Origin of the sequence: Pseudomonas sp. B3G-3, assembly GCF_028640915.1 — a bacterium.
Classification (GTDB): Bacteria; Pseudomonadota; Gammaproteobacteria; order Pseudomonadales; family Pseudomonadaceae; genus Aquipseudomonas; species Aquipseudomonas chlororaphis_I.
Genome location: NZ_JAQZAB010000111.1, coordinates 83811 through 108323, shown reverse-complemented (window position 1 = coordinate 108323; position 24513 = coordinate 83811). Strand labels below are relative to the sequence as shown.

The following is a 24513-nucleotide window of genomic DNA, read 5'->3' as shown; positions in this document are numbered from 1 at the left end:
CACGACTCTTCTGTAGGAGCGAGGCTTGCCCGCGATAGGGCCCCCAAGGCCTAGCTGCGCAATTCCACCCGATCGCGAAACTGCTCCAGCGCCTCGGGGTTGGCCAGGGCGTCGGTGTTTTTTACCGGCAGGCCGTGCACCACGTTGCGCACCGCCAGTTCGACGATCTTGCCGCTGATGGTCCGGGGAATGTCGCTGACCGCGAGGATCTTCGCCGGCACATGGCGGGGCGTGGTGTTGGCGCGGATCACCTGGCGGATCTGCTCCTGCAGGGCATCGTCCAGTTGCACGCCGTCCTGCAGGCGGACGAACAGCACCACCCGCACGTCGTTGTCCCATTGCTGACCGATGGCCAGGCTTTCCAGGACCTGTTCGAGTTTCTCCACCTGGCGGTAGATTTCCGCGGTGCCGATGCGCACGCCGCCGGGGTTGAGCACGGCATCGGAGCGGCCGTGAATCAGCCAGCTGCCATGGGCCAGTTGCTCGGCGTAGTCGCCCTGGGCCCAGACCCCGGGGAACTGGCTGAAGTAGGAGGCGCGCAGCTTCTCGTGCCGCGGGTCATGCCACAGGCCGATGGGCATGGCCGGGAAATGCCGGGTGCAGACCAGTTCGCCCTTTTCGCCGATCACCGCCTGGCCCTGGTCGTTCCACACCTCCACCGCCATGCCCAGGCCCTTGCCCTGCATTTCGCCACGGTGCACCGGCAACAGCGGGTTGCCGATGATGAAGCAGGAAATGATATCGGTGCCGCCGGACATCGAGGCCAGGCACAGGTCCTGTTTGAACGCCCGGTACACGTAGTCGAAGCTCTGCGGCGACAGCGGCGAGCCGGTGCTGAGCAGGGTCTTGAGGCTGGCCAGGGAATGGCTTTGGCGTGGCTCGATGCCGGCCTTTTCCAGGGCCACCAGGTACTTGGGGCTGGTGCCGAAAACACTGATGCCTTCCTGGTCGATCAGGTCGATCAAGTGTTCGGGCGCCGGGTGGAACGGCGAGCCGTCGTACAGTAGCACCGTGGCGCCCACCGCCAGGGCGGAGACCAGCCAGTTCCACATCATCCAGCCGCAGGTGGTGTAGTAGAACAGCACTTCGCCGGCGTGCAGGTCGGTGTGCAGGCCGTGCTCCTTGAGGTGCTGCAACAGCACGCCGCCGGTACTGTGGATGATGCACTTGGGCACGCCGGTGGTGCCGCTGGAATAGAGGATGTACAGCGGGTGGGCGAAGGGCACGGCGACGAACTGCGGCTCGCCGCCGGGGCGGTAGAAGTCGTCCCACAGCGCGACCCTGGCCGAGGTGCGGAAGTCTTCGGCGCGGGCTTCGGGCCGCGCGTACGGCACGATGATCAGCTGTTGCAGGGACGGCAGGCGTTCGAGGATTTCGTTGACCTTGGCCGTCTGGTCGATCTGTTTGCCGGCGTAGCGGTAGCCGGCGCAGGTGATCAGCACCTTGGGTTCGATCTGGCCGAACCTGTCGATCACCCCCTGGGTGCCGAAGTCCGGCGAGGAGCTGGACCAGACGGCGCCGAGGCTGGTGGTGGCGAGCATGGCCACCAGGGCCTGCCAGGTGTTGGGCATGCAGGCGGCGACCCGGTCGCCGAGGCCGACACCGGCGGCCCGCAGGCTGTGTTGCAGGCCGGCGACATGGGCCGCCAGCTGATTGTAGGTCAGCTGTTCGCGCTGGCCGTCCTCGTTGATCGCCACCACCGCGACGCCGTCGTCACGGCGCTTGAGCAGGTGTTCGGCGAAGTTCAGGGTGGCGTCGGGGAACCACTGGGCGGCGGGCATATTGCTGCCTTCGATCAGCACCGCGCTGGGGGGCGCATGGAACTCGACATCGAAGAAATCGACTATGGCCTGCCAGAAGGCTTCGCGCTGCTCGATACTCCATTGGTGCAGGGCGGGGTAGTCATCGATGTCCAGGTCGTAACGGTGATTGATCAAGCGCCGGAAGGCTTCCATGCGGGTCTTGCTGATGCGCTCGGCACTGGGTTGCCAGAGTAATTCGGACATGGGTGGCCTCTTGTTTTTCTGCTGCACACACAAAGCTGTTCCAACTCTGTAGCCGCTGCCGCAGGCTGCGATCGACCGGAACGGTCGTGGCGGTCTCAAGGTCGCGGAGGTCCTTCGGACCTATCGCAGCCTTCGGCAGCGGCTACAGGGGTCGCGTTTATTGCGCCAGCCAGCCGCCGTCGATATTCCACGCCGCGCCACGCACCTGGCTGCCGGCCTCACTGCACAAGAATAGGACCAACTCGCCCAGCTGCGAAGGCGTGACGAACTCCAGGGACGGCTGTTTTTCCGCCAGCAGGTCGTGCTGCGCCTGTTGCGGGTCGACACCGGCCGCAGCGCGGTCGTCGATCTGTTTCTGCACCAGCGGGGTCAGGACCCAGCCCGGGCAGATGGCGTTGCAGGTGACGTTGCTGGTGGCGGTCTCCAGGCCGACCACCTTGGTCAGGCCGATCACCCCGTGCTTGGCCGCCACATAGGCGGCCTTGCCCACCGAGCCGACCTGGCCATGCACCGAGGCGATATTGACGATCCGCCCCCAGCCCTTGGCGCGCATGCCCGGCAGGCTCAGGCGGGTGCTGTGGAACACCGACGACAGGTTGATGGCGATGATCGAGTCCCAGCGCTCCACCGGGAATTCCTCCACCGCCGCCACATGCTGGATGCCGGCGTTGTTGACCAGGATGTCGACGCCACCGAACTCGCGCTCGGCGTAGGCGAGCATGTCGGCGATCTGCGCCGGGTCGCTGACGTCGGCCGGGTGATGGCCGACCTTGCCGCCGCTGTCCTTATTGAGGCGCGCGACCTCGGCGATCACCGTCGAGGCATCGCCGAAGCCGTTGAGGATCAGGTTGGCGCCGGCCTTGGCCAGGCTCAGGGCTATCCCCAGGCCAATGCCGCTGGTGGAGCCGGTGACGAGGGCGGTCTTGCCCGCAAGATTGCTCATGAATACCTCACACAATGCCGGTGGCGTAGAAAGTGGCGATCACGACGAAGACGGCCAGGGTCTTGATCAGCGTAATGCAGAAAATGTCCTTGTAGGCTTGGCGGTGGGTCAGCCCGGTGACCGCCAGCAGGGTGATCACCGCGCCGTTGTGCGGCAGGGTGTCCATGCCGCCGCTGGCCATGGCGGCCACGCGGTGCAGCACTTCCAGGGGGATGTTGGCGGCATGGGCGGCGCTGATGAAAGTCTCCGACATGGCCGCCAGGGCGATGCTCATGCCGCCCGAGGCGGAGCCGGTGATGCCGGCCAGCAGGGTCACGGTGATAGCTTCGTTGACCAGCGGGTTGGGGATGCTTTTCAGCCAGTCCGACAGCACCAGGAAGCCCGGCAGGGAAGCGATCACCGCGCCGAAGCCGTATTCCGAAGCGGTGTTCATCGCCGCCAGCAAGGCGCCGCTGACCGCGCTCTTGCTGCCCTCGGCCAGCTTGCCGCGAATGGCCGAGAAGCCGAACACCAGGACCATGATGATGCCCACCAGCAAGGCGGCCTGGACCGCCCAGATGGCGGTGAGCTTGGCGACGTCGGTCTGCACCGGGGCGGCCATGCCGGCCAGGGCCAGGCTGTGGGTCTTGCCGTACCACAGGGGAATCCAGTGGGTGAACAGCAGGTTCATCAGGCCCACCAGCAACAGCGGCGACAGGGCGATCCAGGGGTTGGGCAGCTGGATGTCGGCGGCGGTTTCCGGCTCGTTGCGCAGGTCGCTGCCGTAGCCTTCACCGGCGTTGTGCGCCTTGTTGCGCTGGCGCTGCAGGAACAGCATGCCGGCGCAGAACACGAAAATGGTGCCGATCACTCCCAGCCAGGGCGCGGCCCAGGCGGTGGTGTTGAAGAAGGTGCTGGGGATGATGTTCTGGATCTGCGGGGTGCCGGGCAGGGCATCCATGGTGAAGGAGAACGCGCCGAGGGCGATGGTTGCCGGGATCAGGCGCTTGGGGATATTGCTCTGGCGGAACATCTCCGCGGCGAACGGATAGACCGCGAACACCACCACGAACAGCGAGACGCCGCCGTAGGTCAGCAGGGCGCAGACCAGCACGATCACCAGCATCGCCTGGCGGGTGCCGAGCAGGCGGATGGCCGCCGCGACGATGGAACGGGAGAAGCCCGACAGCTCGATCAGCTTGCCGAACACCGCGCCGAGCAGGAACACCGGGAAGTAGAGTTTGATGAAGCCGACCATCTTCTCCATGAACACGCCGGTGAAGGCCGGTGCCACGGCGGACGGGTCGGTGAGCAGGACGGCGCCGAGGGCGGCGATGGGGGCAAAGAGGATAACGCTGTAGCCACGGTAAGCAGCCAACATCAGCAGCGCGAGGGCTGCTAGGGCAATGATCACACTCATGGTGTGTCTCTCCAGGATTGTTATTTTTGTAGGGTGTTGCGGGTGTGGGCGGGGCTATAGCGAGTTTTGTGCCAGATGGTTAAGTATTTGATAAATAAGGATATTTGTATGATTTTTGAGAGGATGAGTGATGTTGTGTCTCTGTTTTGAGACTTTTGGTGGCTGAAAGGGCGTCATCGCGGGCAAGCCTCGCTCCTACAGACGCACTTATATGCTTCTGTAGGAGCGAGGCTTGCCCGCGATCAGCGCGTAGCGCTGGCTCTTTCTCTGTATGGAGATGCATGTCTCTTTATTGAGACTCTTCAATCCCCAGCGCCGCCATCTTCTTGTACAAAGTCGAGCGCCCCAGCCCCAGGCGCGCCGCGGCTTCCACCACCTTGCCGCCACAGTGCGCCAGGGCCGTCTCGATCACCTGGCGGTCGAAGCGCTCCCGCGCCGCGGCGAAGGTTTCGTTGGGCTGCACCTCGGCGGCCTGGGCGCTGGCCGCGCGCGGCACCGGGCTGAAGGTGCCGATGGCCGCGCGCAGGTCGCCGGCATTGAGCATCAGGTCGTCGCTGAGCAGGGCGGCGCGTTCCAGGACGTTGCGCAGTTCGCGGATATTGCCGGGCCAGGCGTGCTGGCCGAGCAGGGCCAGGGCATCGGGGGTCAGTTCGTGCTGGCTGCGCAGTTCTTCGAGGATGGCTTCGCTGAGCGCCGGCAGGTCGTCCAGGCGTTCGCGCAGCGGCGGCACCTGGATCGGCAGCACATTGAGGCGGTAGTACAGGTCGGCGCGGAATTCGCCGCGCTTGATCGCCGCTTCGAGGTCGGTGGAGGTGGCGGCGATCACCCGCACGTCGCTCTGGATCACCTCGTTGGAGCCCACCGGCTCGAACTCTTTCTCTTGCAGCACCCGCAGCAGCTTGCTTTGCAGGGGCAGGGGCATGTCGCCGATCTCGTCGAGAAACAGCGTGCCGCCCTGGGCGATCTGCAGCTTGCCGGCGCGGCCCTTGCGGTCGGCGCCGGTGAAGGCGCCGGGGGCGGTGCCGAAGAACTCGGCTTCCAGCAGGGTTTCCGGAATCGCCGCGCTGTTGATGCTGACAAAGGCCTTGTGCGCCCGTGGCGAAGCGGCGTGGATGGCCTGGGCCAGCAGCTCCTTGCCGGTGCCGGTCTCGCCTTGCAGCAGCACCGGCGAGTCGGCGCTGGCGCTGCGCCGGGCGCGGCGTTTGACTTCCAGACTGGCGGCGCTGGTGCCGATGAAGTGGGCGAAGTTGTATTTGGTCTGCCGCGCCCGCAGCAGCGAGCGGGTCGAGGCCAGTTCTTCCTGCATGCTCAGGTAGCGCTTGAGCATCGGCGACAGGCTGCGCAACTCGTCGAACAGGGCAAAGCCGATGGCGCCGATCACCGCCCCGGCATCGTCGTGGATCGGCAGGCGCATCACCACCAGCGGGTCCTTGGGGGTGTCCTGCATGTCCAGCAGGATCGGCCGCCCGGTGCGCACCACTTCGCGCAGCAGGCTGCCGGGGATCACGCTTTCGCAGGCCTTGCCGATGGCGAACGCCGCCGACTCCAGGCCGAAGCGCCGGGCGTAGCGCTCGTTCATCCAGACGATATTGGCGTCGCGGTCGACGATCACCGTGCCCTCGCTGGATTGCTCGATGATCTCGAACAGCGAACGGATCGCCAGTTGGCGAACCCGCTGGTAATCCTTGAGGCTTTCGGTGTCGTTCATGGGGAAGGTCCTGAAGGGAGCGCGGCGCCGATTATGCCGGGAATCTTCACGGCGACGCGACCATCAGGGTTGACGCTATCCCTGTAGCCGCTGCCGCAGGCTGCGATAAGGGCCGGAGGACCTTCAGCGATCTTGAGTACGTCGCGACCGTTCCGGTCGATCGCAGCCTGCGGCAGCGGCTACAGGGTTGTGCTTCTGTAGGAGCGAGGCTTGCCCGCGATGTAGGCGCTGCGGTATTGCAGGCACACCGCGTAGAGCCTATCGCGGGCAAGCCTCGCTCCTGCAGGAGAATGCAGGGTCAGGCCGGGTGGGCGGCGGCCAGCAGTTCCTGGGTGTAGGGATGCTGCGGCGCTTCGAACACTTCGTGGCTGGGGCCGCGTTCGACCACCTTGCCGTCCTTGATCACGATCATGTCGTGGGCCAGGGCGCGGACCACGGCCAGGTCGTGGCTGATGAACAGGTAGGTCAGGCCATGCCGCTCCTGGAGCTGGCGCAGCAGAGCCACCACCTGCTTCTGCACCGTGCGGTCGAGGGCCGAGGTGGGTTCGTCCAGCAGGATCAGCGCCGGCTTGAGCACCAGGGCGCGGGCGATGGCGATGCGCTGGCGCTGACCGCCGGAGAACTCGTGGGGGTAGCGATGGCGACTGGCCGGGTCCAGGCCGACTTCTTCCAGTGCCTGGATCACCTGCTGCTCGCATTGCTGGGCCGTGGAGTGGCTGTGCACTTCCAGGCCTTCGCTGATGATCTGTTGCACCGACATCCGTGGGCTGAGGCTGCCGAACGGGTCCTGGAACACCACCTGCATCTGCTTGCGCCACGGCCGCAGCTGCTTCTGGTTGAGACCGTCGAGGGCCTCGCCCTGGAAGCGGATGCTGCCTTCGGAATCCAGCAGACGCAGGATCGCCTGGCCCAGGGTCGACTTGCCCGATCCAGACTCACCGACGATGCCCAGGGTCTTGCCCCGTTGCAGGCTCAGGCTGATGCCGTCCACCGCCCGCAGGTATTGCTTGCGCCGGAACAGACCGCCGCCGATCTGGAACTGCACATTGAGGTCGTCCACCTGCAGCACCACTTCGCGCTCGTCCCGGGGCAGGGCTTCGCCTTCCGGCTCGGCGTTGAGCAGCACGCAGCTGTAAGGGTGCTTGGGCGCGGTGAACAGGGTTTCGCACGGCGCCTGTTCGACGATTTGCCCGGCCTTCATCACACAGACGCGCTGGGCGATGCTGCGCACCAGGTTGAGGTCGTGGCTGATCAGCAGTAGGGACATGCCCAGGCGCTGTTGCAGGGACTTGAGCAGCAGCAGGATCTTGCGCTGCACCGTCACGTCGAGGGCGGTGGTCGGTTCGTCGGCGATCAGCAGCTCCGGTTCGCAGGCCAGGGCCATGGCGATCATCACCCGCTGCCGTTGGCCGCCGGAGAGCTGGTGCGGATAGGCCTTGAGCCGTTCCTCGGGTTTCTGGATGCCCACCAGGTGTAGCAACTCGAGGATCCGCGCCTGGGCCGCCTTGCCGCCCAGGCCCTTGTGCAGCAGCAGGGTTTCGCCGATCTGCTTTTCGATGCTGTGCAGCGGGTTCAGCGAGGTCATCGGCTCCTGGAAAATCATGGCGATGCGGTCGCCGCGCAGCTTCTGCAAGGTCTGTGTATCGGCGCCGAGCAACTCCTGGCCGCGGTAGCGGATGCTGCCGCTGCTCAGGGTGTCGCAGTCGGGCAGCAATTGCAGGATCGAATGGGCGGTCACCGACTTGCCCGACCCCGACTCGCCGACCAGGGCCAGGCACTCGCCGGGGCGAATGTCCAGGCACAGGTCGCGCACCACCTTCTGGTCGCCGAAGGCGACGTTGAGGTTGCGGATTTCAATCAGGTTGTCAGTCATTTCAGTATCCGCCTGGTTCAATAACGTGGCTCAGGAACATGGCTCAAGAACGTGGATCGAAGGCATCGCGCAACGCCTCGCCGATAAACACCAGCAGCGAGAGGATCAGCGCCAGGGTGAAAAACGCCGTCAGGCCCAGCCAGGGCGCCTGCAGGTTCTGCTTGCCCTGGCCGATCAACTCGCCCAGGGACGCGCTGCCAGCCGGCATGCCGAAGCCGAGGAAATCCAGGGCGGTGAGGGTGGAAATCGCTCCGGTGAGAATGAACGGCAGGTAGCTCAGGGTGGCGTTCATCGCATTGGGCAGGATGTGCCGCACGATCACCTTGCGGTCGTTGAGGCCCAGGGCGCGGGCGGCCTTGACGTATTCCAGGTTGCGCCCGCGCAGGAATTCGGCGCGCACCACGTCCACCAGGGCCAGCCAGGAGAACAGCGCCATGATCCCCAGCAGCCACCAGAAATTCGGCTCGACGAAACCGGACAGGATAATCAGCAGGTACAGCACCGGCAGCCCCGACCAGACCTCCAGCAGGCGCTGGCCCAGCAGGTCGACCCAGCCGCCGTAATAGCCTTGCAGGGCGCCGGCGGCGATGCCGATCAGGGCGCTGATAAAGGTCAGGGCCAGGGCGAACAGGATCGACACCCGGGCGCCGTAGATCACCCGGGCCAGCACGTCCCGCGCCTGGTCGTCGGTGCCCAGCCAGTTGACCGCGGTCGGCGGGCTCGGTGCCGGGCGGCTGAGCTCGTAGTTGGGCGTGTCTTCGCTGAACGGGATCGGCGGGAACAGCAGCCAGCCGCCGTCCTGGCGGATCAGCTTTTGCACGTAGTCGCTGCGGTAGTCGGCCTGGAACGGCAGCTGGCCGCCGAACTCCTGCTCGGTGTAGCGCTTGAACACCGGGAAATACAGCGAGCCCTGGTAGCTGACCACCAAGGGTTTGTCGTTGGCGATCAGCTCGCCGCCGAGGGTGAGGAGGAACAGGCCGACAAACAGCCACAGCGACCACCAGCCACGGCGGTTTTTCTTGAAACGGTCCAAGCGCCGGCGCGCCAGCGGGGAGAGCTTGAGCATCAGGCGTTCCTCGCGGCGAAGTCGATACGCGGGTCGACCAGGGTGTAGCACAGGTCGCCGATGAGTTTTATCAGCAGGCCGAACAGGGTGAAGATGAACAGCGAGCCGAACACCACCGGATAGTCCCGCGACACCGCGGCCTCGTAGCTCATGCGCCCGAGGCCGTCGAGGGAGAAGATCACCTCGATCAGCAGGGAGCCGGCGAAGAACACGCTGATAAACGCCTGGGGAATGCCCGAGACCACCAGCAGCATGGCGTTGCGAAACACATGGCCGTAGAGCACCCGGCGTTCGCTCAGGCCCTTGGCCCGGGCGGTGACCACGTACTGGCGGGTGATTTCGTTGAGGAACGAGTTCTTGGTGAGGATGGTCAGGGTGGCGAAGCCGCCGATCACCAGGGAGGTCACCGGCAACACCAGGTGCCAGAAGTAGTCGACGACCTTGCCCAGGGTGCTCAGTTGCTCGAAGTTCTCCGAGACCAGCCCGCGCACCGGGAACCAGTTCAGCGAAGTGCCGCCGGCGAACATCACGATCAGGAACATGGCGAACAGGAAGGCCGGCATGGCGTAGCCGATGATGATCGCGGTGCTGCTCCAGATATCGAAATGGCTGCCGTGGTGCACCGCCTTGCGGATCCCCAGGGGGATCGACACCAGGTAGGTGATCAGCGTCGCCCAGAGCCCGAGGGAGATGGTCACCGGCATTTTCTGCAGGATCAGCTCGGTGACCGTGGCACCGCGGAAGAAGCTCTTGCCGAAGTCCAGCTGCGCGTAGCTCTTGAGCATCAGCCACAGGCGCTCGTGGGCCGGCTTGTCGAAGCCGTACTGTTTCTCGATGTCCTTGATCAGCTGCGGGTCGAGGCCACGGCTGGCCCGCGAGTTGCCGCTGACGCCGTCGCTCGAACCGCCGAGGTTGCCGCCACCGCCTATGCCTTGCAGGCGGGCGATGGCCTGTTCCACCGGGCCGCCGGGGGCGGCCTGGACGATGGCGAAGTTGACCAGCAGGATGATCAGCAGGGTCGGGATGATCAGCAGCAGGCGCCGCAGGATATACGCCAGCATCAGTGCGGCCCTCCAGGCTTGCCGCGCTGGACGCGCTCGGCCGCCATTTGCTCGTTGGTCAGGGGCGTGCGGCTCATTTCCCACCAGCTTTCGATGGCTTCGTCATTGCTGGCGGGAATGGCCGGCATGCCGAAGCGGTTCCACCACACGGTTGAGGTGCCCGGCGGGTAGTAGTTGGGGATCCAGTAGTAGTTCCATTGCAGCACCCGGTCCAGGGCGTGGGCGTAGCTCAGCATCTGCGGCTGGCTGGTGGCCTTGACCAGGCCGCTGATCAGGCTGTCCACCGCCGGGTTCTTCAGCACCATCAGGTTGCTCGAGCCGGGATCGTTGGCCGCCGCCGAACCGAAGTAGTTATACAGCTCCAGCCCCGGCGAGGTGGTCACCGGGTAGCCGGTGACGATCATGTCGTAGTCGCGGGCCATCAGCCGGTTGACGTACTGCGAGGCGTCGATGCGGCGGATTTCCAGGGTGATGCCGATCTGCGCCAGGTTGCGCTTGTACGGCAGCAGCAGGCGCTCGATGCCGTTCTGGCTGTTGAGGAAAGTGAAGCGCAGCGGTTCGCCGTCGGCGTTGACCAGCGTGTCGCCGTCGGGTTTCCAGCCGGCCGCTTCGAGCAGGGCCAGGGCTTGCAGTTGCTTGTCGCGGATCAGGCCGCTGCCATCGGTTTTTGGTGCCTCGAAGACCTGGGTGAAGACTTCGTCGGGGACCTGCCCGCGCAGCGGTTCGAGGATTTTCAGTTCCTCGGCATCCGGTAGCGCCCGCGCGGCCAGGGCGCTGTTGGAAAAGAAGCTCTGCTGGCGGATATACAGGTCGCGCATCATCTGCCGGTTGCTCCACTCGAAGTCCCAGAGCATGGCCAGGGCCTGGCGCACCCGGCGGTCCTGGAACATCGGTTTTTGCAGGTTGAACACGAAGCCCTGGGCCGGTTGCGGCGCCTGCTTGGCCAGGTGGGCCTTTTGCAGGCGGCCGTCGTCCAGGGCCGGGCTGTCGTAGCCGATGGAGAAGCCGGTGGCGGAGAACTCACGGTTGTAGTCGTAGGCGCCGCCGCGCAACACTTGGCGGGCGACGTCGGTGTCGCCGAAGTACTCGATGCTGAAGCGGTCGAAGTTGTACAGGCCGCGGCTGACCGGCAGGTCCTTGCCCCACCAGTCGGCATCGCGGGTGAAGGTGATGCTGTTGCCGTTGTCGACCTTGCTCACCTTGTACGGGCCGCTGCCCAGGGGCGCTTCGTAACCCCCGCCGCCGGCGAAGTCGCGGCTCTTCCACCAATGCTCGGGGAGCACCGGCAGGGTCGCGATATCCAGGGGCAGGGTGCGGTTTTCATTGCTCTTGAAGTCGAAGCGGATCACCCGCGGCGACTCGATCTCGACGTCCTTGACGTCGGCGAACTGGGTGCGGTAACGCAGGCTGCCCTGGGTCATCAGCAGGTTGTAGGTGTAGCGCACGTCTGCGGCGGTGATCGGCTTGCCGTCGGCGAAGCGCGCCTTGGGGTTGAGGTAGAAGCGCAGCCACAGGCCGTCGTCGGCGCGCTCCATCTTTTCTGCCACCAGGCCATAGACGGTGTAGGGCTCGTCCAGCGAGCGCTGGGCCAGGGGCGAGTAGATGTAGCCGTCGAGTTGCGAGACGCCGATGCCTTTGTCGATGTAGGGCAACACATGGTCGAAACGGCCGATCTCGATGGCCGAGCGGCGCATGCTCCCGCCCTTGGGCGCCCGTGGGTTGGTGTAGGCGAAGTGACTGAAGCCAGCGGGATATTTGGCCGGTTCGCCATAGACGGTCAGGGCGTGTTGCGGCGCGGCGTCGGCACTCGCGGTCCCCAGCAGCAGGGCCAGGGCGGTGAAGATCATGGAGGGGAAAAGCAGGCGCATTGTCAGCCTTAAGAGCCGGGTGATCGATGACCACGATTTGTACGCTACCGGCGCGCTGCTGACCAGCGCGGGCCGTAGCCCAAACACAACGGCCCACCAAGGGGCGGGCCGTCGTTCACGCAAATCGCGACAGGATCAGTCCTGGCGGCTGGTCACTTCCAGCAGGTGATAACCGAACTGGGTCTTCACCGGGCCTTGCACGACGTTGACCGGGGCGCTGAACACCACGGTGTCGAATTCCTTGACCATCTGGCCTGGGCCGAACGAGCCGAGGTTGCCGCCGTCACGGCTGGATGGGCAGGTGGAGTTCTTCTTGGCGACTTCGGCGAAGTCGGCGCCGGCTTCGATCTCGGCTTTCAGTTCGTTGCACTTGGCTTCGCTGGCAACGAGGATATGACGGGCGGTGGCTTTGGCCATGGGAGTTGCTCCTTTCAAGAAAGTGGTGAGCCTACCGGATTGTGTGGCCTATTTCTCGTCAAAGTTCCGTCAAGGCATTGCAGCAAAGGATGGCCGGTCGAGGTGCTTAATCTGTAGGAGCGAGGCTTGCCCGCGATGCAGGCGACGCGGTGGGTCAGTTACACCGCGTTATCGTTCATCGCGGGCAAGCCTCGCTCCTACCGGGGCGGGATCAGGCGGAAGCGGGAATGTCTTGCCGGGCGTTGCGCAACTGCCGGGCAGCACTACGCAGCAGCTGCTCGGTGGCGTCCCAGCCCAGGCAACCGTCCGTCACCGAAACCCCGTAGCGCAGCGTCGGGCTCAGGGGCTGGCAACCCTCGAACAGATGGCTTTCCAGCATCACCCCGACCAGGGACGAATCGCCCTGCAGGCGCTGCTCCAATACCTCGTCGAACACCGCCGGTTGGCGCAACGGATCCTTGCCGCTGTTGGCATGGCTGCAATCGACCATGATCCGCGCCGGGATCTTCAGCTTCTGCAGGTCGTGCTGGATCTGGGCCACGCTCTGGCGATCGTAGTTCGGGCCGCGATGGCCGCCGCGCAGCACCAGATGGGTGTCCGGGTTGCCCGGGGTCTGGATCACCGCCGGATGGCCCTGGTTGTCGACGCCGAAGTGGCGGTGCGGGTGCGCCGCCGAGCGCATGGCGTCGCAGGCGATACCGACGCCGCCGTCGGTGCCGTTCTTGAAGCCTACGGGCATGCTCAGGCCGCTGGCCATTTCCCGGTGGATCTGCGATTCGGTGGTGCGCGCGCCGATGGCGACCCAGCTCAGCAGGTCGTCGAAGTAGCCGGCGGCCATGGGTTGCAGCAATTCGGTGGCGATCGGCAGGCCCAGGCGGAGCATTTCACGCATCAGTTCACGGGACAGGGTCAGGCCGCCGGCCATGTCGTCGCTGCCGTCCAGGCGCGGGTCGTAGGCCAGGCCCTTCCAGCCGACGGTGGTGCGGGGTTTTTCGACGTAGGCGCGCATCACCAGCAGCAGTTCGTCGTTGACCTCGGCGGCCACGCTGGCGAGGTTGCTGGCGTATTCCAGGGCGGACTGGGGATCGTGGATCGAGCAGGGGCCGACGACCACCAGCAAACGGGAGTCTTCACCGTTGAGGATGGCGCGCACCGCCTGGCGATGGGCGGCGACTTGCTGGCTGAGGGCCGGGCTGAGCGGCAGTTGCTGCTTGAGCTCCAGCGAGCTGGGCAGGCGCTGGGTCAGGGTTTCGTTGGCGCAGTTGCGGGTGGACAGCGGCAGAGCGGAGACGGACGAGTTCATATTCAAGGCTTCCTGGGCAGGCGGCGGGTGGTGTCCCGCGCGCGGCCCTACTGGGGTGTTCGACAATTGGCCGGATTGGCTGTGCAGGTGTGTTTGCCACCAGTAGGTGACCGATCGGAGGCGGCAGGCTGTCCCGAACGGAGGCTGCTAAATCGCCAGGCGCAGCAGGTGTCGTAACGGTAATAAGTGGCGTAGTTCATGGTTTGAATCCTCGGTAAGTTCGGTGTGTTGCTGAAAGTCGCGGTTAAAAATCGTTGGCCCAGAAAAACAAAACCCCCGGTCGGGAGGCCGACCGGGGGTGAGATTTTCTCTGGTAGGCGACCCGTTCAAGTGGGCGCCGTTTGGGTATCAGGCGCGCCAGTGGCTAAACCAATACCCAAAATAAAAGCTCGCTGGAGCGCAGGCGTTTTTCACCCAGGCAGCCGCACCGACGCGCGAGGCGCTGGCAGTGTGACGATGCATGGAAAGGGTGAGGGACGACATGCTGTTTCTCCGTGAAGTGGGCCGAGCTTACTAGAGGCCGGGGGCGCGGTTCAATCAGAAATTCCTATTAGCTTGCCTGTCAGTGCCTATGAGTTAAGCGCTTTGAGGTTTTATGACACACTCGCCACGCCCTTATTTGTGCTTGTTCAGGACCCATCATGACCCCGCTGACCCTTGCCGCCGCCCAATCGATTTCCATCGCCGGCGACCTGCCGGGCAATATCGCCCGGCACCAGGCCTTTATTCGCGTCGCGGCGGAGCAGGGCGTGCAATTGCTGGTGTTTCCCGAGCTGTCCCTGACCGGTTACGAACCGGCGCTGGCGGCCGAGCTGGCGCTATTGCCGCAGAGCCCGCTGTTGCAGCCGTTGCGCGACCTGGCCCGGGAGCTGGGGGTGACGGCGGTGGTGGGCATGCCCATCCGCCTGTCGGCCGAGGGCCCGCTGTTGATCGGCGCCCTGCTACTGGCCGCCGACGGTTCGCTGGCGGTGTACAGCAAGCAGCATCTGCATGCTGGCGAGGAGCAGGTATTTAGCCCCGGCACGGGGGGCGCGAACCTCACATTCGCCGAGGACCAAGTCGCCCTGGCGGTGTGCGCCGATTTCTCCCAGGCCAGCCACGCACGTGCGGCGGCGCAGTCCGGTGCGGGAATCTATGCCGCCGGCGTGCTGATCAGCGAAAAAGGCTACGCCGCGGACACTGCCTTGTTGCAGGGCTATGCCGTGGAACACGCGATGCTGGTGCTGATGGCCAACCACGGCGGGCCGACCGGAGGCTGGGTGTCGGCCGGGCGTAGCGCGATCTGGGGCCCGGATGGCGGGCTGATCGTGACCGCGGCGGGCACTGGAGATGAGTTGCTGATCGCCCGGCGCACCGCCGGGCGCTGGAGTGGCCAGCAACTGAGGGTCGAAGCGCCTTGAACGGTTTCCAACTGCGTCCGGCCAGCACCCTGGAGGATCTGGTTTTTGCCCGCGACCTGACCCGCAGCTGCATGCTGGGGTATTACATCCGTCACGATCTGTTGTGGCTGGACGAAGCTTTCGATGTGGCCTGGGCCGGTCGGGAGAACCTGCTGATCTGCCAGGGCGCCAGGGTGCTGGGGTTCGTCAGCCTGAGTCGCGATTCCAGGGCTTTGTATATTCGCGAGTTGCATGTGCTCGAAGCGTTTCGCGGGCAAGGTGCCGGGGCCAGGGTCATCGAACAGGTACTGGCGATGGCGCGCGGCGAACGGCGTGGGCTGCTACGGTTGACGGTGTTCAAGGACAACCCGGCGCAGGCGCTTTATGGGCGCATGGGGCTGAAGGTGGTCGGGGAAGATGAGTGTTTTCTGCGGATGGAGCGAAGCAGCGCCGCGGATGCGTAGCCGCTGGTTGCTGTGCGCGGCGCGGTCGTTCCGAGCGGTGTGGCGACAGGCGAGGCTCAGGCGGGTTCCTGGTCGGGTCCCTCGGACTCGGCGAGGATGATGCCGTCTTTCATACCCAGCAATACCGCCACTTTGTGCGCCTCACCGCGTCGTCCTTTCTTGCGTCCGGCCAATACCTGGTAGGTGGTGGCTGGGTCGACCCCGTGTTCACGGGCGAACTGTTGAACCGATTTACCTTGATGTTCAAGCCAGGCCTTGGCTTGTGCGGCAGTGCGGATACCGGGCATAGTTCAAAACCGTTCAAATTTGTTCAATGCTTGAAGGGTGTAACACCCCTAGGGGTGCATAAAAAAGGATCATACATCCAAATGAGTGGAATCGGTTCGCGGTTAAGACAGGAAAGGGAACGCCTGGGGTTGTCGCAGAAGAAATTTGGTGAAGTTGGCGGCGTGGAAGCCAATGCCCAAGGCAGATATGAAAGTGGAGACCGGGTACCCAAGGCGGACTATTTGTCCCGGGTGGCGGCAAAAGGAGTCGATGTCCTTTATATAGTGACCGGCAGGCGGACCCCGACCAGGGCCGATAACCTCAGCCAGAGCGAAGAGAAAATCCTCGTCAGTTATCGGGCCTTGTACAAGGAAGATCAGGACGCGATCCGGCACCTGACCCATACCCTTGCCGAGCTTTCGGTTTCCAGCCTCATGAAAAGAAAGGCGGACGCCCGAGAGCCTTAGGGCAGGGCGTTCGCAGTGCATTAACCAGCCACCGGATACCCCTGTTGAACAGGTGCTTTTTATATGGCGCTTGTCATTAGGTCAGCACGCTGCTTTTTTGCTAAGGTGTCCGGCAACCTATAAGACCAAATCGCGAGGTGTCTGCTTGATTAGGGTGCTAGTAGTCGATGACCATGATCTCGTTCGTACAGGTATTACACGAATGCTGGCTGACATCGATGGCCTGCAAGTGGTCGGCCAGGCCGAGTCAGGGGAGGAATCCCTGCTCAAGGCCCGGGAATTGAAACCCGATGTGGTCCTCATGGACGTCAAGATGCCCGGGATCGGCGGTCTTGAAGCCACGCGCAAATTGTTGCGCAGTCACCCGGATATCAAGGTCGTGGCCGTCACTGTGTGTGAAGAAGATCCGTTCCCGACCCGTTTGCTGCAAGCGGGTGCGGCGGGGTATCTGACCAAGGGCGCGGGCCTCAATGAAATGGTGCAGGCCATCCGTCTGGTGTTTGCCGGCCAGCGTTACATCAGCCCGCAGATTGCCCAGCAACTGGTGTTCAAGTCATTCCAGCCGTCCAGTGAATCGCCGTTCGACGCCTTGTCGGAGCGCGAGATCCAGATTGCGCTGATGATTGTCGGCTGCCAGAAAGTGCAGATCATCTCCGACAAGCTGTGCCTGTCTCCGAAAACCGTGAATACCTACCGTTACCGTATCTTCGAGAAGCTCTCGATCAGCAGTGATGTCGAATTGACGTTGCTGGCGGTTCGCCACGGCATGGTCGATGCCAGCGCCTGACAATGAACGACCCGTTTGATCCCAGTGCTTTTCTTTCCACCTGCAGTGGCCGTCCTGGCGTGTATCGCATGTTCGATGACGATGCACGTCTGCTCTACGTCGGTAAAGCCAAGAACCTGAAGAGCCGCCTGGCCAGCTACTTTCGCAAGACTGGCCTGGCGCCGAAGACCGCCGCCCTGGTGGGGCGTATCGCGCAGATCGAAACCACCATCACCGCCAATGAAACCGAGGCCCTGCTGCTCGAGCAGACGCTGATCAAGGAATGGCGGCCGCCGTACAACATCCTGTTGCGCGACGATAAGTCCTATCCCTATGTGTTTCTCTCGGACGGTGAGTTTCCGCGTTTCAGCATCCATCGCGGGGCGAAAAAGCAGAAGGGCAAGTACTTCGGCCCGTACCCCAGCGCCGGGGCCATTCGCGAGAGCCTGAGCCTGCTGCAAAAGACCTTCATGGTCCGCCAGTGCGAGGACAGCTACTACAAGAACCGCACCCGGCCGTGCCTGCAGTATCAGATCAAGCGCTGCAAGGCACCGTGCGTCGGCCTGGTGGAGGCCGAGGTATACGCCGAAGATGTGCGCCACTCTGTGATGTTCCTCGAAGGGCGCAGCAATGCCCTGACCGATGAACTGTCGGCCGGCATGGAGCAGGCGGCCAGTACCCTGGACTTCGAGAAAGCCGCCGAGCTGCGTGACCAGATTTCCCTGCTGCGGCGGGTGCAGGACCAGCAGAGCATGGAAGGTGGCAGCGGCGATGTGGACGTGGTGGCGGCCTTCGTCAACCCGGGCGGCGCCTGCGTGCACCTGATCAGCGTGCGTGGCGGCCGGGTGCTGGGCAGCAAGAACTTCTTTCCCCAGGTGGGTATCGAGGAGGACGTGGCCGAGGTCATGTCGGCGTTCCTCGGCCAGTACTTTCTCAGCAGCCCGGAGCGCGACCTGCCCAGCGAGCTGATCGTCAACGTGGTCCACGAAGACTTCCCGACCCTGATCACCGCGATCCAGGCCTTGCGCGGCCGCGAGCTGAGCATCAGCCACCGGGTACGTGGCACGCGGGCGCGTTGGCAGCAGCTGGCGGTAACCAACGCCGAGCAGGCCCTGGGCGCGCGCCTGGCCAACCGCCAGCATGTGGCTGCACGTTTCGAAGCCCTGGCCGAAGTGTTGAACCTGGACGAACCGCCGCAACGCCTGGAGTGCTACGACATCAGCCACTCCAGCGGCGAGGCGACCGTGGCGTCCTGCGTGGTGTTCGGCCCGGAAGGTCCGCTGAAGTCCGATTACCGACGCTACAACATCGAAGGCGTCACCGCCGGCGACGACTATGCGGCGATGCACCAGGCCCTGACCCGGCGCTTCAGCAAGCTCAAGGACGGCGAGGGCAAACTGCCGGACATCCTGTTGGTGGACGGCGGCAAGGGCCAGCTGTCCATGGCCCGCGACGTGCTCAACGAGCTGGCGGTGCCCGACCTGATCCTGCTGGGGGTGGCCAAGGGCGCGACGCGCAAGGCCGGTTTCGAGACCCTCTACCTCAACGATGCCGCCCATGAGTTCACCCTCAAGGGCGATTCACCGGCGCTGCACCTGATCCAGCAGATCCGCGACGAAGCCCACCGTTTCGCAATCACCGGCCACCGTGCGCGCCGCGGCAAGACCCGCCGCACCTCGACCCTCGAAGGCGTGGCCGGCGTCGGTCCCAAGCGCCGTCGCGACCTGCTGAAGCATTTTGGCGGATTGCAGGAGCTGTCTCGCGCAAGCATCGACGAGATCGCCAAGGCACCGGGGATCAGTAAAAAGCTCGCTGAGTTGATTTATGCGAACTTGCATAGCGAGTAGGGGAGAGTTCAGGGGCGGAAAGGGTCAGGCTGACCGGGACACTGTTTCAGGCGGGCAATAACATCAGTGCCTGTTTTAGTGGTGTCGATCTTACCGCTCCCATCAAGGTAAATGTCCATTGTCCTCCACCGCTTTGGTGTGATGTAGATACACCGGGGCGGGGTCGTGTCGGCCCACCAATCGAACATCATAAAGAAATCCCTATCGGGGAAAATATGCCCTGCATCACCGGTTGTCTCTCCCGGCATCAAGTCCCGTCGAAATATTGAATGCTGCGTATTGAAGACGTATTTGAATGCTTTTGAGCCATCGCCTGAGTAGTAAATGACGACCCTTGGTAAAGCCAAATACCAGCATGCAATAAGGAAGCAAACGAATCCTGTAATCCACCGCCCTAAGTAGAGCTTTTTCTCACTTGCAGACATGTGGTTGAACCCCTTTCGCCCAGTCGCTTATGGGGACTGCCAGCACTTTGTCCATAATGATCTTCCCTGTAAGGCCACCATTTGGGTATTCCTTGTATAGGCTCATCCCGATAATGATCGAGACCCTATCGGGTACATCATCCCATGCGCGCATACCTTCAACACCCTTGGTCCTTTGCGGGCCATCAAACCTCTTAGGGTTTTTGATGAAGCGCCAAGTGTCTGATCCGATTTGCTCTACACCAGCACCGTCCAATAAGACACTCTCAGAAAGCCCACCTGCGACACCCACATATCCGTAGTGGATGTTCGACCAGATATCGTAGAAATATTCATAGGCCCCTTGCTTATGCCAAGGGTATTCACCAAAGAGTTTTTGCAGTATTGGCTTATGGTCCCATGGCCTGTTCTGACCGACGCGCTCAGTCCAGATAGCAAAAGCTTTCGCTTTCTTCCCCAGCGCCAAGCTGTAGAAGTCTGGCTCAAGAGCGAAGCGCATGTAAAAGGGCAGTTCCGCGTATTTCCTTGTTTCTGCTGCGGGGTCAAAGCTATTCAAGTCTTTCATTTGCCGCACAGACGGGCTGTTGATGTTGCGGTTCATCTCATCGGCAATGTAATTCGCCAGTTCCTCCATGCGGTCGGGGTCGGTACAAACCTTCTCCTCTGGCTGCTCCTCAGGCGCCTTAGGGGCCCCGTTAGGATCGACCAAAGCATTCGCATCCTTAGCCTTCTCGGTCAGCTTCGGGTCAGCCAACAAGGTCGCCATCTTTTCATCGTCCACCGAGCCATCCGGGCGAAACACGCCGAGTGCTGCGAAGTTGATGATGGCAGCCCCAGGAGCGGGCCCCATGACAAAGCCACCGAAAGTATCACCCGACCCTGTGATGATTGTCCCGCCGTGGCTGGTGGGGCTCCCTAAATGGGCCATGGGACGACCATTCAGAATGATCGAGGGAAACCCCGTGGTGATGACCGCGCCACAACCGCAAGTGTCTCCCACACGGGCTGCTCCCATGAAGTTGATGTTGATGTCACCAGAAGCGCAAGCAATAGGTGTCGTGCCGTGACCGGGAAGAGGGCAGAGGTGTTTGTCGCCCAGGCGAGCAGAAGAGAGCATTTTATCGTCCCTGCGTTGACTGATCCGCGAGGCTCTTTGTAGAGCCCCGCAAACCTAGCAAGCGGCGATGGGCAAGGCTTTAGGACGATTCTGAACTTGGATGGAGTCTGGCGAAGGCTGAGAGTCTGGCTGGAAAATCTGTATGGCCGCCGCACTACGTCTACAGATGATGGTTCCAGCAGGTTTGCGAACTGAGTCTTGTCCTGCTCGCGCAGGCCCCGGGAAGTTGCGCTTTCGAGGGGTTCAACGTGTTGGAACAGTGTTAGACACGCTGTGCGAGAAGCCCGTAGAATGGCCGTGCCTAGCTCATCTGCTGTCTTTTTCGAGTAGATTGCCAACTCACCTCGTAGCCAGTTGTGCCGATGAATATCCCTAATCTGATCACCGTTCTACGCGTTCTGCTCATCCCGATCTTCATTTTGCTGTTTTACCTGCCTTACAACTGGAGCTACATGGCCGCCAGTTCCGTCTTCGCGTTTGCCGCGGCCACCGACTGGCTCGATGGCTACCTGGCGCGGCGTCTGGAGCAAAGCACGCCGTTCGGGGCCTTCCTCGATCCGGTGGCCGACAAGTTGATGGTGGCGGTGGCCCTGGTACTGCTGGTGCAAGAGCACGGCAACCTGTGGCTGACCCTGCCGGCGGCGGTGATCATCGGACGTGAAATCGTCGTTTCCGCCCTCCGCGAGTGGATGGCCGAACTGGGTGCCCGCGCGCAAGTAGCGGTATCCAACATGGGCAAATGGAAAACCGCCGCGCAGATGCTGGCGCTGGTGATCCTGCTGGCCAACCCGCCGGCCTTCACTTTCTGGGTGCTGCTGGGTTATGCCCTGTTGCTGATCGCAGGAGGGCTGACCCTGTGGTCCATGCTGCAGTACCTGCGCGCTGCCTGGCCGCATCTGAAGACCGATGTGGAAAAGAAATAAAACTTTTTTGAATCAAGGGGTTGACGCAGTTTCGAATTTCTATAGAATGCACACCACCAAGACGCGGGAATAGCTCAGTTGGTAGAGCACGACCTTGCCAAGGTCGGGGTCGCGAGTTCGAGTCTCGTTTCCCGCTCCAAATTTTGATCTACAGAGTTCTTTGGAATTCCACTGAGGTCTGTAAGTCATTGAAAGAAGGGGCGAAAGCCCCTTTTTTCATTCCAGTGCTTTCCACTGGAATCCAGCACCAGCCAGCGCTTTTTAGTCCATTTTTTAGTCCATCAATACGGACGCGGGCTGGAGCGTATTGTTGCTGTATGGCAGCGGGCGACATGTCGACCATCTGTTCCTGAACCAGGTACAGAGGAGTTGGACATGGCACTTTCCGATACCACCGTTCGGCAGGCCAAAGCCCTTGGTCGGGCATACACGCTCGGCGACACTGATGGCCTTGCCTTGGCCGTATCACCCGAAGGCAACAAAAGCTGGCACTTTCGGTATTCCTGGAACAGCAAGCAGAAACGGCTGTCTCTTGGCACCTACCCCGAAATCTCCCTCAAAGAAGCCCGGACTCGTCGCGACGTAGCTCGTGAATTGGTTGCCCGCGGCATCAATCCCCGCAAGCAACGAAACCAGGACCGCAGGCGCGCCTTGCTTGCTGAGAATCACACCTTCCAGAAGGTGTTCGAGCAGTGGTTCGAGTTTCGCAAGAAGAGTCTGAAGGCGGGCCGTCAAAGCACGCAGGAGCAGATCCAGCGAATCTTCCTCAAGGACATTCTTCCGACCCTTGGGCCTCGATCTGTCTATGAGCTCAAGCGTCCAGACTTGCTGGACGTCCTTGAGAAGGTTGAACGTCGTGGGGCTTTTACAACGGCCGAGAAGTGTCGAACCTGGCTCTACCAGATGTTCCGCTACGCCCTGGTTAAGGTTCCGAACCTTGAGCAGAATCCGGCGTCTGATCTTGATGTGGTGGCGGCACCTAAGCCCCCTGTCCAACACAACCCCTTCCTGCGCATGGGCAGACTGCCCGAAATGCTGCAGAAGCTCCGCGCCTACACGGGACTGTTGCAAACTCAACTGGGGCTGCGGTTGCTGATGTTGACTGGCGTCCGTACGGGAGAGCTTCGCCTAGCGACGCCTGACCAATTCCACTTGGACCAAGGTCTCTGGGTCATCCCGCCGGAAATCGTCAAGCAGCTGCAACTGGAGATCAATAGGGACGGCAAACAACCAGAGGATATTCCCCCCTACATTGTCCCGCTGTCCCTGCAAGCACAAGAAGTCGTGCGGTACCTTATCGCTCAGATGAAGCCTGCGCAGAAATACCTGCTGGCAGGTCGCGGCGACCTGAAGAAGCGGATCAGTGAAAACACGCTCAACACCGCTCTGCAGCGCATGGGCTATGCCGGGTTGCTGACGGGGCATGGTATTCGAGCAACGATCTCTACGGCGCTCAATGAAATCGGCTATCCGAAGATCTGGGTGGATGCGCAGCTTTCACACTCAGATCCCGATAAGGTCAGCGCTTCGTACAACCACGCCGAATACGTGGAGCCTCGGCGGCACATGATGCAGGATTGGTCTGATCGACTCGATCTCTTGGAGCGTGGGTTGACTGAAGCTGCCACAACACGCCTGACCATTCAGTTGAAGGGAGTGCCACTGGGATCGTCCGGCCAGATACCGAACCTGATCCCGGCACCGGCGACGCCCCCGATCCCGGTTGCTGAGTCGCTGACGCTGACCAACTCCCACCTTGTAAACAATACGGATGACGTTGCTACCGTATTCCGGTTGCCAGCCGTGCCTGTGCCAGTCACTCCGATTGATCCGGTAGAGCCAGAGCTTTCACCAATTCAACGCGAGCGCGTTGCCATGCTCGAGGTCTACGAATCACCGCACAATCTGCCCGTGATTACGTTCGCAAGACTGGCAGGAAAGTCGCGTGATCAGGTCAATCGGGATATCAAGGCCAAACGGCTGCTCACGCTAAGTTTGGGCAACAGGGGGCAGCGCATCCCTGATTGGCAATTGGATCCAGAGTGCCAAGATCTGACCCGCACGCTGTTGAAGCAGGCAGAGGATGTCGATTCCTGGAGGGTCTACCAAGCTCTCTCCACGCCGCTGGAGCGTCTTGGGGGGCTTTCTCCTGTTGAGTCGATAGCGACGGTCGGGCTGGAGGCGGCTACGCGTAGTGCGCACAAGGCCTTGGCTAACCTTGAAGGGAAATAGCGCCTCCCAGACTGAGCCCTCAACGGGTGGGTGATCTGGGTGTGTGCGGCTTGGGACATCGCACTAGGGCGGCGGTGGGTGGGAGGGGCCTCTTCGCCCGGCGCTGGATCTTCGAAGAATGATGCCGCATCTAGCATGGCAAAAGCCCCCGGGTCGAACTCGGTCGCATTCGGACTGACGGTGGTGTCCAGTATGGTGCCACTGTCCAGTTCGTTTGGCGCTGAGTATCCAATTGGTTGGCGTTTCGTCGGATCTACGGCTGGTCCACAGCTGGCCAGCTTTCGGGCGTGATCTGCTTCAAACCTGGAGGAGTAGTCGTCTGCCTGTCCCAATTGGTTTCGGTTTGGTGCCGAAGGCCACCAGCGTCCGGCCCTGAGGCGACCGCCACAAGGGGCTTATAAGTCATTGATATATATGATTTCAATGAATCTCTTTTGTAGGGAAAATCTGAATTTTCAGGAAGCGGGCTGTTTTCCAGCTTTTCGGAAGCAGCATTTGTAGAATACCCATCGACAAGGACCAACTAAAAATGGGCTGGGGGCTCCCCGCTAGCCGATTTGGTTTCTTGCTTAACGACCGACAGCAACATCAATTCATGGAGACGAATAATGGCTGATAAAAAAGTGGTGTTCATTGCTTTCGCTATCGAAGACGAACGGCAGCGGGATTTCCTCAAAGGGCAATCGCTGAGTCCGCGAAAGCCGTTCGAGTTCATCGATATGTCCGTCAAAGAAGCTTACGACAGTGGCTGGAAAGATAAAGTCCGTACCCGAATCAAACGTTCTGATGGCGTCATTGTCTTGGTGAGCAAGAACTCCAAAACCTCTGAGGGGCAAAAGTGGGAAATCGACTGCGCCAAGGAGGAGAAGAAGCCGATCCGCGGAATCTGGGCATACTCGGATGACCGCACAGAGATCACGGGCGTAAGCACCTATGCCTGGAACGACAAGAACATCAACGACTTCATCGATTCCCTCTGAAG

Annotated in this window: 21 protein-coding genes and 1 tRNA gene; 9 read left to right on the top strand and 13 right to left on the bottom strand. The window is 62.3% G+C overall.

Annotated features, from left to right (window positions below; all coding sequences use genetic code 11):
- Positions 1–50 precede the first annotated feature (50 nt).
- From PVZ80_RS19285 to PVZ80_RS19240, 10 genes are all read right to left on the bottom strand, one after another.
- A complete protein-coding gene (locus tag PVZ80_RS19285) occupies positions 51–2006 on the bottom strand; it encodes an acetoacetate--CoA ligase (RefSeq protein WP_273864401.1) in 1956 nt (651 codons plus the stop codon).
- A 157-nt stretch (positions 2007–2163) separates the two neighbouring features.
- Entirely contained in the window at positions 2164–2949 is a 786-nt protein-coding gene (locus tag PVZ80_RS19280; protein ID WP_009049626.1) for a 3-hydroxybutyrate dehydrogenase, read from the bottom strand.
- A 7-nt stretch (positions 2950–2956) separates the two neighbouring features.
- Entirely contained in the window at positions 2957–4348 is a 1392-nt protein-coding gene (locus tag PVZ80_RS19275) for a GntP family permease (RefSeq protein WP_016703101.1), read from the bottom strand.
- Between the two features lie 289 nt (positions 4349–4637).
- The gene (locus PVZ80_RS19270) at positions 4638–6056 is read right to left on the bottom strand and encodes a sigma-54 interaction domain-containing protein (RefSeq protein WP_009049624.1); all 1419 of its coding nucleotides are present in this window, start codon (positions 6054–6056) and stop codon (positions 4638–4640) included.
- Positions 6057–6354: 298 nt separating this feature from the next.
- Positions 6355–7929, bottom strand: coding sequence for an ABC transporter ATP-binding protein (locus PVZ80_RS19265; RefSeq protein WP_124301822.1), 1575 nt, complete (start codon positions 7927–7929; stop codon positions 6355–6357).
- A gap of 43 nt (positions 7930–7972) precedes the next feature.
- A complete protein-coding gene (locus PVZ80_RS19260) occupies positions 7973–8995 on the bottom strand; it encodes an ABC transporter permease (protein ID WP_009049622.1) in 1023 nt (340 codons plus the stop codon).
- Positions 8995–10056, bottom strand: a complete 1062-nt coding sequence (locus tag PVZ80_RS19255) for a microcin C ABC transporter permease YejB (protein ID WP_009049621.1) — start codon at positions 10054–10056, stop codon at positions 8995–8997. Before PVZ80_RS19255 ends, PVZ80_RS19260 begins: the two co-directional genes overlap by 1 nt.
- Positions 10056–11924, bottom strand: coding sequence for an extracellular solute-binding protein (locus PVZ80_RS19250; protein WP_103331789.1), 1869 nt, complete (start codon positions 11922–11924; stop codon positions 10056–10058). Before PVZ80_RS19250 ends, PVZ80_RS19255 begins: the two co-directional genes overlap by 1 nt.
- A gap of 135 nt (positions 11925–12059) precedes the next feature.
- The gene (locus tag PVZ80_RS19245; protein ID WP_007924449.1) at positions 12060–12341 is read right to left on the bottom strand and encodes a peptidylprolyl isomerase; all 282 of its coding nucleotides are present in this window, start codon (positions 12339–12341) and stop codon (positions 12060–12062) included.
- 211 nt (positions 12342–12552) lie between these two features.
- Complete coding sequence (locus tag PVZ80_RS19240; protein ID WP_273864400.1) at positions 12553–13644, bottom strand: 3-deoxy-7-phosphoheptulonate synthase; 1092 nt, start codon at positions 13642–13644, stop codon at positions 12553–12555.
- Between the two features lie 641 nt (positions 13645–14285).
- Here PVZ80_RS19240 and PVZ80_RS19235 point away from each other — a divergent pair.
- The gene (locus PVZ80_RS19235) at positions 14286–15044 is read left to right on the top strand and encodes a carbon-nitrogen hydrolase family protein (protein WP_101282761.1); all 759 of its coding nucleotides are present in this window, start codon (positions 14286–14288) and stop codon (positions 15042–15044) included.
- Positions 15041–15487, top strand: coding sequence for a GNAT family N-acetyltransferase (locus PVZ80_RS19230; RefSeq protein ID WP_009049617.1), 447 nt, complete (start codon positions 15041–15043; stop codon positions 15485–15487). Before PVZ80_RS19235 ends, PVZ80_RS19230 begins: the two co-directional genes overlap by 4 nt.
- A gap of 56 nt (positions 15488–15543) precedes the next feature.
- Here PVZ80_RS19230 and PVZ80_RS19225 read toward each other — a convergent pair whose 3' ends face one another.
- Positions 15544–15774, bottom strand: coding sequence for a DNA-binding protein (locus PVZ80_RS19225; RefSeq protein ID WP_009049616.1), 231 nt, complete (start codon positions 15772–15774; stop codon positions 15544–15546).
- An 81-nt stretch (positions 15775–15855) separates the two neighbouring features.
- On the opposite strand from PVZ80_RS19225, the gene PVZ80_RS19220 reads away from it, so the two are divergent.
- From PVZ80_RS19220 to uvrC, 3 genes are all read left to right on the top strand, one after another.
- A complete protein-coding gene (locus PVZ80_RS19220; protein ID WP_007924437.1) occupies positions 15856–16221 on the top strand; it encodes a helix-turn-helix domain-containing protein in 366 nt (121 codons plus the stop codon).
- A 145-nt stretch (positions 16222–16366) separates the two neighbouring features.
- A complete protein-coding gene (gene gacA, locus PVZ80_RS19215) occupies positions 16367–17008 on the top strand; it encodes a response regulator transcription factor GacA (RefSeq protein WP_009049615.1) in 642 nt (213 codons plus the stop codon).
- Between the two features lie 2 nt (positions 17009–17010).
- Positions 17011–18834 carry an excinuclease ABC subunit UvrC gene (gene uvrC, locus PVZ80_RS19210; RefSeq protein WP_273864399.1) on the top strand — a complete coding sequence of 608 codons (1824 nt, stop codon included), beginning with the start codon at positions 17011–17013 and terminating at the stop codon, positions 18832–18834.
- A gap of 8 nt (positions 18835–18842) precedes the next feature.
- Here the strand turns inward: uvrC and PVZ80_RS19205 are convergent, their stop codons facing one another.
- Both PVZ80_RS19205 and PVZ80_RS19200 read right to left on the bottom strand, forming a co-directional pair.
- Positions 18843–19259, bottom strand: a complete 417-nt coding sequence (locus tag PVZ80_RS19205) for a hypothetical protein (RefSeq protein WP_080710582.1) — start codon at positions 19257–19259, stop codon at positions 18843–18845.
- Positions 19246–20376 (bottom strand): polymorphic toxin type 44 domain-containing protein, encoded by a 1131-nt coding sequence (locus tag PVZ80_RS19200; RefSeq protein ID WP_124345094.1) that lies wholly within the window; start codon positions 20374–20376, stop codon positions 19246–19248. Before PVZ80_RS19200 ends, PVZ80_RS19205 begins: the two co-directional genes overlap by 14 nt.
- Positions 20377–20738: 362 nt before the next feature.
- Here PVZ80_RS19200 and pgsA point away from each other — a divergent pair, with 362 nt between their 5' ends.
- From pgsA to PVZ80_RS19180, 4 genes are all read left to right on the top strand, one after another.
- Positions 20739–21299, top strand: a complete 561-nt coding sequence (gene pgsA, locus PVZ80_RS19195) for a CDP-diacylglycerol--glycerol-3-phosphate 3-phosphatidyltransferase (RefSeq protein ID WP_009049612.1) — start codon at positions 20739–20741, stop codon at positions 21297–21299.
- 63 nt (positions 21300–21362) lie between these two features.
- Positions 21363–21438 (top strand) — tRNA-Gly (locus PVZ80_RS19190).
- Positions 21439–21674: 236 nt separating this feature from the next.
- A complete protein-coding gene (locus PVZ80_RS19185) occupies positions 21675–23531 on the top strand; it encodes a tyrosine-type recombinase/integrase (RefSeq protein ID WP_273864398.1) in 1857 nt (618 codons plus the stop codon).
- 608 nt (positions 23532–24139) lie between these two features.
- Positions 24140–24511, top strand: a complete 372-nt coding sequence (locus PVZ80_RS19180) for a TIR domain-containing protein (RefSeq protein WP_273829686.1) — start codon at positions 24140–24142, stop codon at positions 24509–24511.
- Positions 24512–24513 lie beyond the last annotated feature (2 nt).

Coding starts and splice junctions, on each gene's coding strand:
- PVZ80_RS19285 (WP_273864401.1), bottom strand. CDS start 2,006: ATGTCCGAATTACTCTGGCAACCCAGTGCCGAGCGCATCAGCAAGACC.
- PVZ80_RS19280 (WP_009049626.1), bottom strand. CDS start 2,949: ATGAGCAATCTTGCGGGCAAGACCGCCCTCGTCACCGGCTCCACCAGC.
- PVZ80_RS19275 (WP_016703101.1), bottom strand. CDS start 4,348: ATGAGTGTGATCATTGCCCTAGCAGCCCTCGCGCTGCTGATGTTGGCT.
- PVZ80_RS19270 (WP_009049624.1), bottom strand. CDS start 6,056: ATGAACGACACCGAAAGCCTCAAGGATTACCAGCGGGTTCGCCAACTG.
- PVZ80_RS19265 (WP_124301822.1), bottom strand. CDS start 7,929: ATGACTGACAACCTGATTGAAATCCGCAACCTCAACGTCGCCTTCGGC.
- PVZ80_RS19260 (WP_009049622.1), bottom strand. CDS start 8,995: ATGCTCAAGCTCTCCCCGCTGGCGCGCCGGCGCTTGGACCGTTTCAAG.
- PVZ80_RS19255 (WP_009049621.1), bottom strand. CDS start 10,056: ATGCTGGCGTATATCCTGCGGCGCCTGCTGCTGATCATCCCGACCCTG.
- PVZ80_RS19250 (WP_103331789.1), bottom strand. CDS start 11,924: ATGCGCCTGCTTTTCCCCTCCATGATCTTCACCGCCCTGGCCCTGCTG.
- PVZ80_RS19245 (WP_007924449.1), bottom strand. CDS start 12,341: ATGGCCAAAGCCACCGCCCGTCATATCCTCGTTGCCAGCGAAGCCAAG.
- PVZ80_RS19240 (WP_273864400.1), bottom strand. CDS start 13,644: ATGAACTCGTCCGTCTCCGCTCTGCCGCTGTCCACCCGCAACTGCGCC.
- PVZ80_RS19235 (WP_101282761.1), top strand. CDS start 14,286: ATGACCCCGCTGACCCTTGCCGCCGCCCAATCGATTTCCATCGCCGGC.
- PVZ80_RS19225 (WP_009049616.1), bottom strand. CDS start 15,774: ATGCCCGGTATCCGCACTGCCGCACAAGCCAAGGCCTGGCTTGAACAT.
- PVZ80_RS19220 (WP_007924437.1), top strand. CDS start 15,856: ATGAGTGGAATCGGTTCGCGGTTAAGACAGGAAAGGGAACGCCTGGGG.
- uvrC (WP_273864399.1), top strand. CDS start 17,011: ATGAACGACCCGTTTGATCCCAGTGCTTTTCTTTCCACCTGCAGTGGC.
- PVZ80_RS19205 (WP_080710582.1), bottom strand. CDS start 19,259: ATGTCTGCAAGTGAGAAAAAGCTCTACTTAGGGCGGTGGATTACAGGA.
- PVZ80_RS19200 (WP_124345094.1), bottom strand. CDS start 20,376: ATGCTCTCTTCTGCTCGCCTGGGCGACAAACACCTCTGCCCTCTTCCC.
- pgsA (WP_009049612.1), top strand. CDS start 20,739: ATGAATATCCCTAATCTGATCACCGTTCTACGCGTTCTGCTCATCCCG.
- PVZ80_RS19185 (WP_273864398.1), top strand. CDS start 21,675: ATGGCACTTTCCGATACCACCGTTCGGCAGGCCAAAGCCCTTGGTCGG.
- PVZ80_RS19180 (WP_273829686.1), top strand. CDS start 24,140: ATGGCTGATAAAAAAGTGGTGTTCATTGCTTTCGCTATCGAAGACGAA.